At 48.1% G+C, this 15,337-nt stretch carries 14 protein-coding genes and 1 riboswitch; of the genes, 5 read left to right on the top strand and 9 right to left on the bottom strand.

Annotated elements, in window-relative coordinates; translation table 11 throughout:
- Positions 1–61: 61 nt before the first annotated feature.
- Positions 62–2,008, top strand: a complete 1,947-nt coding sequence (locus Q369_RS0101910; protein ID WP_031525990.1) for a glycoside hydrolase family 127 protein — start codon at positions 62–64, stop codon at positions 2,006–2,008.
- A gap of 6 nt (positions 2,009–2,014) precedes the next feature.
- Here Q369_RS0101910 and Q369_RS0101915 read toward each other — a convergent pair whose 3' ends face one another.
- The 8 genes from Q369_RS0101915 to thiM all read right to left on the bottom strand — a co-directional run bounded on the left by Q369_RS0101915 (position 2,015) and on the right by thiM (position 9,656).
- Positions 2,015–2,929: an LEA type 2 family protein gene (locus tag Q369_RS0101915; RefSeq protein WP_031525992.1), complete on the bottom strand. Its 915-nt coding sequence runs from the start codon at positions 2,927–2,929 to the stop codon at positions 2,015–2,017.
- A 246-nt stretch (positions 2,930–3,175) separates the two neighbouring features.
- Complete coding sequence (locus Q369_RS0101920) at positions 3,176–3,676, bottom strand: pyridoxamine 5'-phosphate oxidase family protein (protein WP_031525993.1); 501 nt, start codon at positions 3,674–3,676, stop codon at positions 3,176–3,178.
- Positions 3,677–3,756: 80 nt separating this feature from the next.
- The gene (locus Q369_RS0101925) at positions 3,757–4,023 is read right to left on the bottom strand and encodes a 2TM domain-containing protein (RefSeq protein WP_031525994.1); all 267 of its coding nucleotides are present in this window, start codon (positions 4,021–4,023) and stop codon (positions 3,757–3,759) included.
- 163 nt (positions 4,024–4,186) lie between these two features.
- Complete coding sequence (locus Q369_RS0101930; protein ID WP_031525995.1) at positions 4,187–6,502, bottom strand: TonB-dependent receptor; 2,316 nt, start codon at positions 6,500–6,502, stop codon at positions 4,187–4,189.
- 196 nt (positions 6,503–6,698) lie between these two features.
- Positions 6,699–7,337, bottom strand: a complete 639-nt coding sequence (locus Q369_RS0101935; RefSeq protein WP_229206711.1) for a TenA family protein — start codon at positions 7,335–7,337, stop codon at positions 6,699–6,701.
- Positions 7,334–8,155: a bifunctional hydroxymethylpyrimidine kinase/phosphomethylpyrimidine kinase gene (thiD, locus tag Q369_RS0101940; protein ID WP_310588963.1), complete on the bottom strand. Its 822-nt coding sequence runs from the start codon at positions 8,153–8,155 to the stop codon at positions 7,334–7,336. The genes Q369_RS0101935 and thiD overlap by 4 nt, the downstream gene beginning before the upstream one ends.
- Positions 8,156–8,181: 26 nt before the next feature.
- Complete coding sequence (gene thiE, locus Q369_RS0101945; protein WP_031526000.1) at positions 8,182–8,841, bottom strand: thiamine phosphate synthase; 660 nt, start codon at positions 8,839–8,841, stop codon at positions 8,182–8,184.
- 17 nt (positions 8,842–8,858) lie between these two features.
- On the bottom strand, positions 8,859–9,656 hold the full coding sequence (gene thiM, locus Q369_RS0101950; RefSeq protein WP_031526002.1) for a hydroxyethylthiazole kinase: 798 nt from the start codon (positions 9,654–9,656) through the stop codon (positions 8,859–8,861).
- Positions 9,657–9,740: 84 nt separating this feature from the next.
- A riboswitch (TPP riboswitch) is annotated at positions 9,741–9,836 on the bottom strand.
- 90 nt (positions 9,837–9,926) lie between these two features.
- Between thiM and hxpB the strand changes: the two genes are divergently transcribed.
- The 3 genes from hxpB to Q369_RS0101965 all read left to right on the top strand — a co-directional run bounded on the left by hxpB (position 9,927) and on the right by Q369_RS0101965 (position 12,661).
- Positions 9,927–10,601: a hexitol phosphatase HxpB gene (gene hxpB / locus Q369_RS0101955; RefSeq protein WP_031526003.1), complete on the top strand. Its 675-nt coding sequence runs from the start codon at positions 9,927–9,929 to the stop codon at positions 10,599–10,601.
- A 221-nt stretch (positions 10,602–10,822) separates the two neighbouring features.
- Positions 10,823–12,136 carry a sensor histidine kinase gene (locus Q369_RS0101960; RefSeq protein WP_229206726.1) on the top strand — a complete coding sequence of 438 codons (1,314 nt, stop codon included), beginning with the start codon at positions 10,823–10,825 and terminating at the stop codon, positions 12,134–12,136.
- Positions 12,137–12,208: 72 nt separating this feature from the next.
- The gene (locus Q369_RS0101965; protein ID WP_031526005.1) at positions 12,209–12,661 is read left to right on the top strand and encodes a hypothetical protein; all 453 of its coding nucleotides are present in this window, start codon (positions 12,209–12,211) and stop codon (positions 12,659–12,661) included.
- 7 nt (positions 12,662–12,668) lie between these two features.
- Here the strand turns inward: Q369_RS0101965 and Q369_RS0101970 are convergent, their stop codons facing one another.
- Positions 12,669–14,354 carry an amino acid permease gene (locus Q369_RS0101970; RefSeq protein ID WP_031526007.1) on the bottom strand — a complete coding sequence of 562 codons (1,686 nt, stop codon included), beginning with the start codon at positions 14,352–14,354 and terminating at the stop codon, positions 12,669–12,671.
- 197 nt (positions 14,355–14,551) lie between these two features.
- On the opposite strand from Q369_RS0101970, the gene Q369_RS0101975 reads away from it, so the two are divergent.
- A complete protein-coding gene (locus tag Q369_RS0101975; RefSeq protein WP_051663886.1) occupies positions 14,552–15,331 on the top strand; it encodes a phosphatidylinositol-specific phospholipase C/glycerophosphodiester phosphodiesterase family protein in 780 nt (259 codons plus the stop codon).
- Positions 15,332–15,337 lie beyond the last annotated feature (6 nt).

Consider the following 15,337-nt stretch of genomic DNA (forward strand, 5'->3'; position numbering starts at 1 on the left):
GTATATTTATTGTCGTTTAAAATACATCACTACCTCATATTCATTAGCAACAGACTTTCACATGACAAAATACATCGCGATAACGTTGTATCTTATTTTTACAATCATTTTGGATTCTCGGGCACAAACGATTCAGCCTGTCGCACTTAAAAATGTAAAAACCACGGCGGGTTTTTGGCACGATAGAGTTCAGGTCGCAAAAAATGTAACGATCCCGCACGCATTGCACCAATGCGAGGAATCAAAACGGATCGACAATTTCGCGGTCGCCGGCGGATTGAAAAAAGGAAAATTCGAAGGTGTAAGGTTCAATGATTCAGACGTTTTCAAAGTCGTTGAGGGTGCGGCCTATGTGCTGCAAAATGAATACGATCCCAAACTCGACCATTACCTCGACAGTCTGATCACCTTATTCGCAGCTGCACAGGAGCCTGACGGATATTTGTATACAATCAGAACAATCAACAAAGACACGACCGGCTCTTACGACTGGATTGCGGGGCCACACCGTTACTCTTTTGAAAACGGCAGCCATGAACTCTACAACGTGGGGCACCTTTATGAAGCGGCAGTTGCACACTACGAGGCGACCGGCAAGAAAACACTCCTGAATGTAGCAACCAAGAATGCAGATCACCTCGTGAAAACGATCGGACCCAAACCTGGCCAATTACTGGTCGTGCCCGGTCACCAGGAAATCGAAACTGCATTGGTCCGCCTTTACCACGCCACAGGCAAAAAGGATTACCTGGAACTTTCAAAATTCTTCATCGCCATGCGCGGCCGGTCCGACAAACGGCCGTTGTTCTTGGACGAACACAAGCTGGGTCCCTCCTACTTTCAAGACCAGGTACCATTTGTGCGGCAGCGGGAAGCAGTGGGTCACGCAGTGCGTGCGCAGTACCTGTACGCAGCTGTGGCTGATATGTTAATGGTCGAAAACGAGCCTGCATATAATCACGCACTTAACACAATCTGGGAAGATGCTACTTTTAAAAAGCAGTACATTACCGGTGGCGTGGGCGCGCGCGAGGATGGCGAGGCTTTTGACAAAGCTTATGTACTTCCCAATGACAATGCATACCAGGAAACCTGCGCGGCGATCGCCAATATGCTTTGGAACCACAAAATGTACCTGAATACCGGAGAGAGCAAATACATGGACGTGTTTGAGCGGGTGCTCTACAATGGATTTCTGGGCGGCATGTCGGTGAAAGGAAATGAGTTCTTTTACGTCAATCCAATGTCATCGAATGGAAAGAACGATTTCGGAAAAGGCACCGCGGCGGTTCGGAGCGAGTGGTTTGGCACAGCCTGCTGCCCCAGCAATGTATCACGCTTTCTTCCTTCTATACCGGGATACATATATGCAGTCAAAAACAATGAGGTGTTTGTTAATCTTTTTGCAGGAAACGAGGCAACGCTTGCAGTCAATGGAGCTGCGGTGAAGCTGGTTCAGGAAACGAATTATCCATGGGAAGGAAAGGTAAAAATCATGGTATCTCCCGAAAAAACAGCCGCATTTCCGATTTCAGTACGCATTCCAGGCTGGGCGACCGGTCAGGCAATTCCCGGAGATCTGTACACTTACGTTTCGCAAACAAAACAGCCTGTCAGCATTTTGGTAAATGGTAAAAAGAGCGAAGCGGGTGTTGTAAATGGATATGTAAAGCTCAACAGAACCTGGAAAAAAGGTGATGTAATCGAGCTGACAATGGATATGCCGGTCAGACAGGTTGTTTCAAATGAAAATATAAAGTCAAATCAAGGGAAAGTTGCCATCGAACGCGGTCCTATACTGTATTGTGCAGAGGGACACGATAACCAGGGTAAGGCGCTTTCGCTGCAAATCAAGCCCGATCAGGCATTTACACCTGAGTTCCGAAAGGATATGCTCGGCGGACTGAATGTATTGAAGTCGCAGGACAATGTAACCCTGATCCCCTACTATGCCTGGGCGAACCGGGGTGCGAATGAAATGACAGTCTGGTTTACCGCGTCCAGGTAGCTTCCGCTACTTGGACAGGTTTTTCTTCACCGTTTCGATATCCTTCAAAGTGCCGTCAACCACCACGTTTACGTCGCTTTTCTTGAAAATATCATTGTCGGAAACCAACTTACTTTTGAAATAAAGCGTAAATGGAATAGACTTGCCTTGGGTAATCACCTGACCGACAGCCTTCATAAACTTACCCATATCAACGGAAAGCGGGATCTGATAAATCTCGCTGCTTTTGCCCTTGATTTTAGTCGCCCCCTTTACGCTGCCTTCCGCCAGCCGCTCCTGGCTGCCCAGACTTACTACATAGGAAGGATCTTCAAACTGGACCGGAAAGGGATTCTGGTTAGAAAACTTCAATTGCAGCATTACATCTGAATTTCCCAGGCGGAATTTGGTGATATCGAAATCAACGATCTCGACTTTGGGCAGGCGGTAAAGCGGCAACCTTTTATCCTTCGAAAGTGTAACTGAGTCTTTGCCCAAGAAAGGTTTGTTCAATGCAAATGTACCTTCGAAGTGATAGTCGGCGCTATCTTCTCCCTGGCTGGCTTCCGAGTTACCTTCCTGTTTGAGCGCCTTGATTTTCAGCTGAGAAGGCAGCATTACCATCGTACTATCCCGGGATTTGATCAGTAACGGCTTGGAGTATTCGTTTTCAATGATCTTCACGCCATTCATTTCAACAAAATACTCGAAACCTTTTATGTCAAGCTCCACAGGCAATGGATTGTGCACGAGCAGTTTCAGGGAGAGGTCAATGGTACTGTCTGTAATATTGGTAATATGCCCGATCCCCATTTCTACCCGGGGTTTCAGCCCGGAAACAGGATTTGCATTTTCCCTTTTATAGAAATGCCAGCCCGCCCAGCCGGCTGCGATCAGAAGTACGAAAACAAGAATATAGACGAGGAGTTTTTTGTTTCTCATTGGTTGTCAGATGTAAAAAGCTAAGACTAACAAAAGCATTCCCGGACCAGTTTGATAAACTTTCCTGCTGATGGGTGCACTTTCCCGTTCATTATATCGCCCCACAACGTATATGTGTAGGAATTTCTTCACAGCATGTACCGGCGTACCGGCGTTCCGGCGCACCGGCGTCATTTAGCCAGGTCTAACAAAAAAAGTGCCGACCAGCCTTACGCCAGTCAGCACTTCCTATAAAATCAATGTAGATTAAGCCAGATTCAGCTTTCCGTGGTCGCCGCCTTCGGGAGTAGTTCCTGTAAGCGCCGCTTTCAGCATGGACAAGAACACCACCATTCTGGAAGACGTGGCATCCCAGTAAGCAGCCTCTTCTGTGATAACCCTCAATAATACCAGATCCGGATCCTCTTTACCTTCGGGAAACCATGCTTTGGACATCACATTCCAGAGCTCGTCTTTCTTTTGCTCGTCGTTGACCAGCTCCGCATTCCCTGAAATGCTCAGGTAAGTATTGTTTTTTGGGTCAGAGTAAATCAGCGTCACTCCTTCTCCATGGTTGGAAGTATCTCCCAGCTCAGAATTACGGTTGGTGAAAAACCATACATTTCCCTGCTCGTCAATCTGCTGTGTGGTCATCGGACGCGAGTCTATCCGGTTGTTTTTATAAGTGGTATACATACAAAAACGAATATCCTCAGCCAGTGATTTCAGCTTTTTTATTGCTTCCTTATCTTCAAAGTCTTTTTCCATGATTGTTTTAGTTTTTCTATCAGAATCATTTTTCACTGAAACTAAAACAACCGTTCCATCACCTTCAAATCGCCGGCCTACTATCTGATCAGCTTTTCGTACTCGCGCTTCGCAAGGCTATCTTCGTCATAGTTTCCGTAGGAGGTAAAATAATGCGAAGCCAACCCGATTCCCCAGCCAAGCATCGGGAATATCGGCCAAGGAAATACGTTCAGATGCGGGTAACTCGTGGCGAGATAAAGCAGCCACAAACCGGCATTCACTATCAGGTAAGTACGCAAATGCATTTTGAAAGCTGCTCTCCTTTTTGCTTTCCTCCAAAGTACGGCGTCACGCTGCGTTTCCATGATCTTGTTTGTTTAGGTAAATAGATTGAACTGCTGCCAATTAGCTGCTTCCAGCAGGTACGTTCAAATATACCTGGTTACAAAGTCCGATATGCGCCATCTCCGACAGACCCTGGGAATTGCCCGACCAAGTGTAAATTTTAACGCGTGAAGCTTTGCAGCGCTAAAATTCAAGCCGGTAATTCAACACCGGGATCAGCCCCACTTGCGTGATCAGCTTCACACGGTCTTCCTTTTTATCATAATACCGGTCAAATGCATTCAGCCTGTTGCTGACATTCTGCAAATCCAGCGAAATGGTGGATGCTGTGCGCCTTCTGTTTTTCGTATAGCTCACGCGCAGGTCGCTCCGGAAATAGTGGGGCAGCTGCTCGGAGTAGCTTCGGGACCAGTCGCGCTCGGTGCGACCTTCCTTTCTTGATTTTTCAAGATCAATCGGCGTGGTCATATTTCCACCTGCCGCTAGCAGCTTGATGTTTGCTGCAAAAACATTGGTTTTGTTTTTACCCACTTTCCATTCTTTCCCCGCAAGCAGGTTTTGAACAAACTGTCCATTAAAACGGCTGCTGCGCTCGATCCCGTCGCGTCCGGTGTATTTGGATTGATAAAGTGAGGTTGTGCTCATCAGGTAAATGCCTCCTGTCAATGATTTCTCGATCGTCAATTCCAGTCCGTAGCTCCTGCCTTTTCCGGCACTCACCAGCGAATCGTTGACAAAACCATCAATTTCGTTGATCATCGAATTATGCAAAAGAAATGGCGAGTTCGTGTTGGCCGGACCGATCGGAATGTGGTAATGGTGCTGGTAGTAAGTCTCAGCAAGCACGCGCCAGCTCGCCGACGGCCTGAATTCATATCCTGCAACCAAATGCGCCGATTTCATTAGTTTCAGGTCTTTGTTAACGGAATTAGTATGTCCGTCAATCCCTTTTACCTGTGCGAAATAGGTAGAAATCGACTCTGTTCTGCTGTGCAGCCCGGCTCCAAAACTTACCGTAGACCTGGGAGCCACCGCCCATTTCATGCCCAGCCTCGGCTCGATGGAATATTGGTTATTTAACCCCAGTAACATGCCGTGCAAGCCCGCATTCACAGTTACATTCGGTGAAAGCCGCGATTTCAGTTGTGCATACGCCTGGAATAATTGCGTATTTCCATTCTGTTCCAGGTTCTTCACGAAAGGCCCGTCTTCATTATTTTGGTCAAAAAGGTTGAAATCCAGATGATTGATGATCGCGCCTACTCTGAGCGTATTTCTCGCATTTAGTTTCGCATTGAATAAGGCTGATACCCGCAGGGTTTGGTTAATGAAGTTTTGCTGGTAAATGTCCTGGCTTTCTTTATCCAGGAAATCGCCGGTCTGCTTGGTGGCTGCGTACGAAACAATGGTTTCCATGTACGAACGGCTGTTGATATACCGGAGATAATTGACCCCGAGCATACCGCGGTTGGAGGTGAATTTCTCTTTGATATCGTCATTATTAACTGTAGAAGTACTGATTCCGCCCATTCCCCAAACCGACACCACTGCCTTTTCGTCGTAAGGCAAATACACTTTAAATGCCCCGTCCTGAAAATCATTTACTGCATCGCCCATTGTTACACCGAGCTTACTCAGGATAGAAAGTGTCGAATAGCGGTAATTGGCCAGGTAAGATGCGCCTCCTTTTGCCCCGATCGGACCTTCGGCAGCGAAGTCCAGGCCCAGAACGCCGGCTTGTAATGCATACTCGCGCTTTTCGTTGTTTCCCTTTCTGAGTTTAAGGTCAAAAACCCCGGAAGTTGCATTGCCGTATTCAGCAGGGAAAGCGCCTGTCAGGAAATCGGAGTTACCCAGCACATTCGCACTCAGCGCACTGACGCCACCTCCCGAAGAGCCTTCGGAAGCAAAGTGATTGGGATTGGGGATTTCAACGCCTTCCATTCTCCACAATAAACCTTTGGGACTGTTACCACGAATAATGATCAGGTTACTCCCGTCGTCATTCGTAGACACACCTGCGAAAGACAGCGCCATACGCGCCGGGTCGTTGACAGAAGCAGCAAATCTTTTAGTCTGGTCAACGGTAAATGACCTTCCGCTCACGCTCACCATATCATTCAATGGCGCGCCGGTCTCTTTTTGCGCCTTTACAACCACCTCGTCCAATGCACGAAAAGACTCGGTGAGTTTAATATTCAGCTCGACTTCCTTACCGGAACCCACTGCTATTTCCTGCAGGAAAGCGTCATCGTACCCGACCGATGTAATCCTGAATGCATGCCGCCCTACCGGCACATTTTCAATCCGGAAGTTCCCCTCCGTGTCAGTAGCTGCGCCTTGGATCGGATTAAGTGAAGTAACGATCACATTGGCACCAATAACGGGCTGCTGTGATTCAGTGTCAACAACCCGTCCTTTTACGGTCTGAACAGGCTGCTGAGCAAATGCGGCCGCACCAAATGCAGCGGCGATAATAGTGAAGATATATTTTTTCATAGCTAGTTGTTTCGAGATTGACAACCTAGCTAAGCGATACCCTATTTTTTTGGAAAGAAATGATTTATTGGCTTCCGGCGGTCGGCTTTCGGCAGGCGGCTTTGGGGAGGAAGGGAAGACGGGCGCATACTAACAAGCTTTTTTGGTGCCGCAAAGCCTTACCGACGGCTGATAGCCGATAGCCGAAAGCCAATAGCTACGCCCGATAAGCACTCTCCCAAAAGTCGTGCTCCATTCTCGTTGCAGTCTTATAAGCTTCGATCATGCGGGTTCTGGTTTGTTCGGAGGCGTTTTCGGCGAGTTGGTTGCAGATATTAAGCGCTTTCTGTACTGACTGCGCGAAGTCTTCGCCTGCGTATGCGTTAATCCAGTTCTGGTAAGGATTGGGCGTGGTTTGGTTGGCGTAAATATAGTCGCCGACTTTTTTATATATCCAAAAACAAGGCAGCAATGCAGCTACTGACACTTCGTAAGGTTCAAATGCGCTGGTGGCGAGCAGGTAATTGGTGTAAGCAAAACAGCCGGATCCTTTTCCACTCTGGTATTCAATCGCATATTCTTTGAAGTAACTCAAATGTAGCGCCCGCTCGACCAGGATCGCATTCTGTGCAAACTGTAAAAAATCCAGCAGCTCGTGGCTGTTACCAGCTTTCACGCCGGTGGCGGCGAGTGCCCGGGCAAAATCGGCCAGGTACAGCGAATCCTGGTAAATATAGTATTTGAACTTATCAAGCGGCAAAGTCCCTGCTTTCAGCTCCTGGTTAAATGGATGCGCCTGTATTTGTTCGTAAACAGGCAATGCGCTCTCCCAGAGCAGGTCGGTAAAGTGGATCATATAATTTGCATTGGAACAGGAGAAAAAGAATGATTGAGCGGCCCGGGCCCCTTGCCGGTAGTCACACCTTTACCAGCGGCTATCGCACCGGAAATGTATTCTTTTGCGAAAATAATCGACTCCGGAACCGAATTTCCTGCCGCGACGAACGCGGCAATCGCCGATGATAATGTGCAACCCGTCCCGTGCACATTCCGGCTGTCTATATAGCTGCTTTCGAGGATCAGGGTATCCTGGTCTTTTTGGGCAAAAATATCCGATAATACCGGCGCAACTAGGTGCCCGCCTTTGAGTAGCACGGCTTTACAGCCTCTGCTCACCATTTCTTCTGCCGCCATTTTCATAGTTTCAACAGAATCGATGGTCTCCGAAATCAGGATCCGCGCTTCGTCGAGGTTGGGGGTAATCAAATGCACGCGCGGGAAAAGCATTTCCCAGAGTACAGACACGGTTTCGTCGCGGATCAGCTTGGAGCCGCTTGTGGAAACCATCACCGGATCAAATACCACAAAAACTGGCTTGTAACGTTCCAGCATTTCGGCAATTACCTGCGCCACTTCGATGGTATTCACCATCCCGATCTTCACCGCATCAACTGTAATATCGTCGAACACCGCTTCAATCTGTTCTTTCAGGAAGGCAGGCGGCACTGCATGGATAGACCTCACACCCAGCGTATTCTGAGCGGTGAGCGCAGTGATCGCCGACGCGCCGTAAGCACCTAGTGCGGCAATGGTTTTCAGGTCGGCCTGAATTCCTGCGCCACCTCCGCTGTCGGAGCCGGCAATTGTGAGAACTGTGGGGTATCGGGTCATCATGCGGTTGTGGATGTGGTTGGGTATAGTCAGATTTGGTCGGGAGATCCGGCCGTTGCATTAAGAATAATGGATTTAAGCCGGAATGCAGCCTCGTACGGGGAAGGTGCGCTGCAAATAGCGGACACTACGGCAATTCCGCCCGCCCCATTCCTGATCGCTTCTTCGGCATTCAGAAAATTGATACCTCCTATCACAATGAGCGAATGCTTGCTATTTGTGCCAGCCCAGCTTAGTCCCTCTATTTCCCAGGGGCGTTTTGTGTCTGTTTTGGTAGGAGTGGCATAAAGCGGACTTAGTCCAAGGTAGGACACGTCCCATTGTTCGGCCTCCAAAACATCTGCCTCACTTTCAACCGAAAGCCCTATGATCTTGCTGGCGGGCAGCATTTCATTCAGGATTTCATAAGGCATATCACTTTGACCCACGTGCACACCGTCCGCATCGGCTGCGAGGGCAACATCTACCCGATCATTGATGATCAACGGTACATTATAAGGTTGTAATAACTCCTTCAACCTCTTGGCACGATCTATAAATGCGCGGGTCGACAGCGTTTTTTCCCGCAGCTGCACCATAGTAACTCCGCCTTGCACCGCCTCTTCAACTACCCAGTACAAATCACGTCCCATACAGGCAGCCTCGTCTGTTACCAGGTAAAGCTGTACGTTTTCATCAGGTGCATTCATTGATTTTTATAGGTAATTCAGGACAATTTGATTTTGGCAAGCTCAGAAAGGTGAGCCGGCGTAATATCTGACAAGCAATCCAGAAATGCAATCTGGAACGAGCCGGGAAGCTTTGCATTGCGGTGGGCCAGTTCGCCGCAAACACCCATTGTGGCCGCAGCAGCTATGGCGGCTTCAAAGGGATCAGCTACGATCGCTGCGTAGGCTCCGGCAATGGCGGAGGCGGAGCAGCCCATTCCGGTTACTTTCGTCATTAAAGCCACTCCATTCGAAATGTAGGCGGTTTGTTCTCCTTTAACAATTACGTCGATGGCGCCGCTTACACTTACAACACAGCCAAACTGTCGGCTCAATGCGCGCGCTGCTTCGAGGCTGTCGGTAGAATTAGCGGTACTGTCAACCCCTTTTGTACGGATATTAGCACCGGCCAACGCCAGTATCTCCGACCCGTTTCCCCGGATAATTGCGGGCGGGGCGAGTTCCAGGAGCTCAGTCAAAGTCTGGTTCCGGTAGGTGGTTGCGCCGGCGCCGACGGGATCCAGCACGATGGGCTTCTTCAGTTCCGCGGCTTTCCGCATCGCGAGTTTCATACCGGCTACCCAGGGCGCGGATAATGTACCGATATTCACAACGAGCACACCCGCGATTGACACCATTTCTTCCACCTCTTCCACTGCATGCGCCATTACCGGGGATGCGCCAATTGCCAGCAATGCATTGGCTGTATAGTTCATCACCACGAAATTGGTAATGTTGTGCACCAGCGGGGCGGTACTCCTCAAATGGGCAAGGTTTTGTTCAAGATGAAAATCCATAACAGTGTTTATTTAAAAACGGAACGGACAAATGGAGGGAGCGGCCGCGCACTGGCGGGCTTTTTGTAAGGTATTGCAGATCACACGATCGCGCACGCTTTTTCCTACGACAGTACCAACTGTTTCAGGTTCAAAGGGTATAAATCTCAGTCCTTAATTTGGACACCCCCAAAGCCATTCTTAGTTACGAAAGTAGTAGTTTTAAGGAGTTATAAAAAAACAATTCTCAACCAATCACGAACCGGATTTCGCATTTACAATAACCTGAATATGATTAAAGCAGCAATTTTTGACATGGACGGTCTCCTGATCGACTCAGAGCCAATGTGGCACCAGGCGGCCCAGGAAGTAATGCAAAAAGTAAATTTTGAGATTACTGATGCACTTAAACTTCAAACCACCGGTTTATCGATCAAACTATTTCTTGATTTTTGCCACAAAATCCAGCCCTGGAACACGCCTTCTTTTGAAGAGCTTGAAAAAGAAATCCTCGAAAAGGCACATACATTGATACTCAACAATGCAGAGGCAATGCCGGGTGCAATTGAACTGCTGAAAACGCTTAAAGCCGAGGGTCTGAAACTGGCCGTAGCGTCTGCTTCTCACATGGAACTGATCGAAGGCGTGCTCGAAAGATTGAATATCACTGAATTCTTCGATACCTGGCACTCCGGTGAGCTGGAAGAATTTACCAAACCGCACCCGGCTGTGTACCTGACCACCGCCAAAAAGCTGGGTGTACTTCCGGAAGAATGCATTGCATTCGAAGACTCGCACGCTGGATTGCGGTCGGCGCATGCGGCGGGAATGGTCACCATTTCGGTCCCAGCGGCGGAGGTTTTCAAAGATCCGAAATTTGATATGGCGCATTATAAAATCAGTTCGCTGGAAAAATATATATTGAGCGAAATGTCGGGCGTGCCAGCGAATGTGGTCGAGGATTAGAAGGGGGAGTTATTGTCATTGATTGTCATTTGTAGTCATTGATGGTCATTTGGTCAATGATTGTCACTTTTTTTTTCTTTTGAGAATTCAGCAATCAACTCAAAGCATACCTTTCTCCAATGACCACAAATGACACAATGACTACGATTGACTCAATGACTACAACTATTGACTAAAAAACCATCAGCCCTTCCATGATCGGACTTCGGCACTTTAGTATTATGATCATGATCAGGATAGCAGTTATTATCCTGAGCGTGATTGCACTGGCGTGGCTTGCTGCCAGGCATACCAATGAAATGCTCGTGTATGTGCTCGGAACCATTTTCATATTTGTACAAGCCTCGCTGCTATATCAGTATGTGACCAATGTAAACAGGAAGCTTACTTACTTCCTCGAATCGGTCCGCTATTCTGATTTTACGATCAATTTCCGGTCTGACAACAAAATGGGGCGTACTTTCAAGGAGCTTAACCAGCAATTCAATGAGGTACTGCACGCATTTCGTCAGGCGCGGGCGGAGAAGGAAGCGAACCTGCAATATCTGAATACCATCGTGCAGCACATTGGTACAGGGTTGATCACTTTCGACAGTACGGGCCAGGTTAACCTGATCAACAATGCGGCCTTGCGGATGCTCGGTATTTACCGGCTACACCAGCTCGTTGAGCTGAAAGACAAGCACCCGCGCCTCTACGAGCTGCTTTCCAATCTGAACAGCGGCGTGCGTGAACTCTACCGTACTCCGTCAGACCAGCCGCTTGCATTGCAGGGTGCGGCGATTCAGTTGCGGGGTATGTGGGTCAGGATTGTGGTTTTACAAAATATCCAGACAGAATTACAGCAGCAGGAGGTAGAATCCTGGCAAAACCTGACGCGGGTTCTACGTCACGAGATCATGAATTCCATGACGCCGATCGTGTCGCTGGTAGGTACCATGCGGCTGATCGTGAATGAGGATATCGAAAAATCCACCAGCGACCAGGAGGCTGTTAATGACTTGAAAGAAGCATTATCGACCCTCGAAAAGCGGAGTAAGGGTATGATGCAGTTCGTGAATGCGTACCGCGATTTTACTACATTGCCGAAACCAGTTTTCGCGAGCCACGGTGTTGCCGAGCTTTTACAGGAAGTATTGCAGCTGCTGCAAACGGACCTGACGAAGTCGGGTGTTTTGTGGAAGCTTTCCGTAAAACCCGAGAACCTGATGGTCAAAGCCGACGCTGACCAGATTCAGCAGGTTTTGATCAACCTCGTTAAAAATGCCTCTGAATCATTCTCGGCTCAAACAGATCGCCTCATCAAACTCACTGCTTACCAGACCGATAATACTGTAATGATCGAGGTAGCCGACAATGGAGACGGTATCGAGCCAGAGGCGATCGAGAACATTTTCATTCCTTTCTATACAACCAAAAAAACGGGCTCAGGAATTGGGTTAAGTCTCTCCCGACAAATTTTACAGCAGCATAACGGTCAGCTCAATGTGACTTCCGAGGTAGGAAAAGGCACTACTTTCACGCTTATAATTTAATTAGCGGTGCATCATTAACTTCCAACCATTTACACATTAAACAGGTCTTTCAGAAAACTTAATGTGTTTATAATGAAAAAGCTTCTGATCCTGATTGCCGGTGTAGGTGCTATTTTTTCCTGCCAGAATAATTCTATAGATAAAAACGAATACATCTCGTACAAGGAAACGATCACAATTAATGATGTACCGAAGGCCACGCTGACATTTTTTGACTACGCGGATGGCCGCTGCCCTGAGGATGTCAACTGCATCTGGGGAGGCTACGCTTTGGTGGACCTGGAATTAACGGGCGTAACCGAGCAAGGCAGGATTAATGAACATGTGGAGATGTGCCTCGGCGAATGCAATTTTGTCCGTAAAGACAGTACTCAGGCAGCCCGCGTGGTGAATGACACCGTAGTCAAATCGTTTGGGGGACAACAATACAAACTCATACTTTCCGCATTAGAACCGGGACGAACCCTCGACAGCGTGCGTCAAAAAGAAGTTCGCCGGATTAAACTGAAAGTGGAGAAATTGTAAGCTGCTGCTACCGGGCCAATTTGCTTCTTCTATATCCGTAGCTGAAATAAATCACCAGCCCAATCGCCAGCCAGATCACGAAAATCAGCCAGTTGGAGGAACCGAGTTCGGTCATTAGATAAAGGTTTGTCAGGATACCCGCTACGGGCAGGATTGAGAAGTTGTGTTTGAAGCTCAACACCGAAAAAACTGCCCAGGTAATCCAGAAAATGATTGTCAGCAGCTTGTGCTCAATAATTTCAGCGCCCGACAATTTGTCCCATTCAGCAATCACCTCCTGACCGTACAAGGCGAGCCCGGCAACGGCAATCACAAACAACAACCCTACCAGGTATTTCCCATTCAGATAAGGCACCTTAAACTTCGACTGCGCTGAAATGCCTTTGTGATCCAGGTAAAGAACGCCACCGCATACCAGAATGAAGGCGAAGAAGGTACCCACGCTGGTCAGGTCCACGAAGAAATCCATTTTGAAAAACAATGCGGGAATACCTACTACGAACCCCGTAACGATCGTGGCAAATGAGGGTGTCTGGTATTTAGGGTGAATTTTAGAGAACCTCTTCCACAACAAACCGTCGCGGCTCATGGTCATCCAGATCCTCGGCTGCCCCAGCTGGTAAACCAGCAATGCACTTGTAATTGCAATGACGGAGCTGACCGAAATAACGCCGGCCATAAAGTCCAGTCCGTTTTGCTGAAAAACGAATGCAAGCGGATCGCTTACTTTCAGCTCTTTATAATTGACCATTCCCGTTAGAACAAGCGTGATCAATACGTATAAAATGGTGCAGATCACCAGACAATAGATCATCGCGCGCGGCATGTCACGCTGCGGGTTTTTACATTCTTCTGCGGTTGTAGAAATGGAGTCAAAACCTATGAATGCAAAGAAAACGGCGGCTACTCCGCTCAGTACACCCTTGGCTCCATTGGGCGCAAATGGCGACCAGTTTTCAGGTTTTACGTAAAAGGCCCCGGCGAGAATTACCAGCAGCACCACCCCTATTTTTAAAACAACCATAATATTACTCGCTGTACGCGATTCGCGGATCCCGATGTAAACCAATGCGGTGATCAGCAATGTAACCAGTCCGGCAGGAAGGTTGAGCATGATCGCGAAGTCGCCGATGCGGGGAGCTGTTTCGTAAGCAGTAGCAGCAAATTGTTCGTAGCTCGACAACTCCGCGGCGCCGGCGGTTTGCAGCTTGCTATATGCTTCAAATGCACTTTCCTGGTTGATCGTGAGCCAGCCTGGCAATGTGATCCCGAAACCTTTGAGCATACTCACAAAGTACTCCGACCACGATATGGCGACGACCATATTGGACACCGCATATTCGAGAATAAGCGCCCAGCCGATGATCCACGCGAAGAGCTCGCCGAAAGCAACGTATGCGTACGTGTAGGCACTACCGGATACGGGAACCGTACTGGCAAACTGTGCGTAAGACAATGCAGTGAACACACACGCAATGGCCGTAAAAACAAAAAGTAGCGAAACAGCCGGGCCGCCATTGTAGCTCGCCAGACCAATTGTACTGAAAATCCCTGCTCCTACGATTGCCGCAATTCCAAGCGATACCAGGTCCCTGACTCCCAGGATTTTTGCTAATCCACCTTCATTGGTATGTGCATCTTTGAGAATTTGTTCAACCGTTTTTTTTCGGAATAGCGAAGAATTTTGTTTCATGCAGGAGCTGATTTACCTTGTATCGGAATGCGATAAGTTGGGCTAAAATAAAGATATTCTCAGCTCATCTGCGCACTTCATTGCAAATTTGTTTGAAATCGGCTGTTATTTCAGAAGAAAATTCTTGCTTTATAAATCAAACCGAAGAAGATTGTGTTATCGATCTGATTCAAGATTACCCTTTCCGCACCAGCCACATGAAATTGACCATTACATTCCTGCTTTTAGCATTCGTTACGCCTTTTACATTCGCTCAAAAAAGCAAAGCTTACACCACCGCCCAGGCGCATTCACACAATGACTATACGCGACGAAAACCTTTCTTCGATGCTTATGAACAACAGTTCGGATCCATTGAAGCGGATTTGTATCTCGTGCAAGACAGTCTTTATGTGGCGCATGAAATGAAGGAGATCAATCCTAAAAAAACTTTCGCCGCACTTTACCTTCAACCTATTTTGGAACAAGCAGGCAAAAACAGCGGCAAGATCTACCCGCAGGATATGCCGCTGCAGTTGCTGATCGACCTGAAAACGCCGGGTGAAGAAACCCTGGCCGCATTGATCAAACAGCTGGAACCGCACAAAGCGATATTTGCTCCCGAAGGTTCGGTCAAAATCGTGATCAGCGGAAACGTGCCTGAGCCCGCCAAATTCGAGAGCTATCCTGCATTCATTTACTTCGACGGACGCCCGGAAATCAACTACACACCTGCGCAAATGCACAAAATCGGTCTGATCAGCCAGGCATTTCAGAAATACTCGCGCTGGAACGGAGAAGGTGCAATTCCCGAGAAAGAGAAGAAAAACCTGATGAAAATGATCAACCAGGTTCATGATATGGGCAAAAAAGTAAGGATTTGGGCAACGCCCGATAATATCAATTCCTGGCGCACGCTCATGTCGATGAATGTCGACTACCTGAACACCGACAAGGTCAGGGAAATGGGCGATTACCTGCGCACTGCCCCGAGATAATGTTGA

This window comes from Dyadobacter crusticola DSM 16708, from assembly GCF_000701505.1.
Lineage (GTDB): Bacteria > Bacteroidota > Bacteroidia > Cytophagales > Spirosomataceae > Dyadobacter > Dyadobacter crusticola.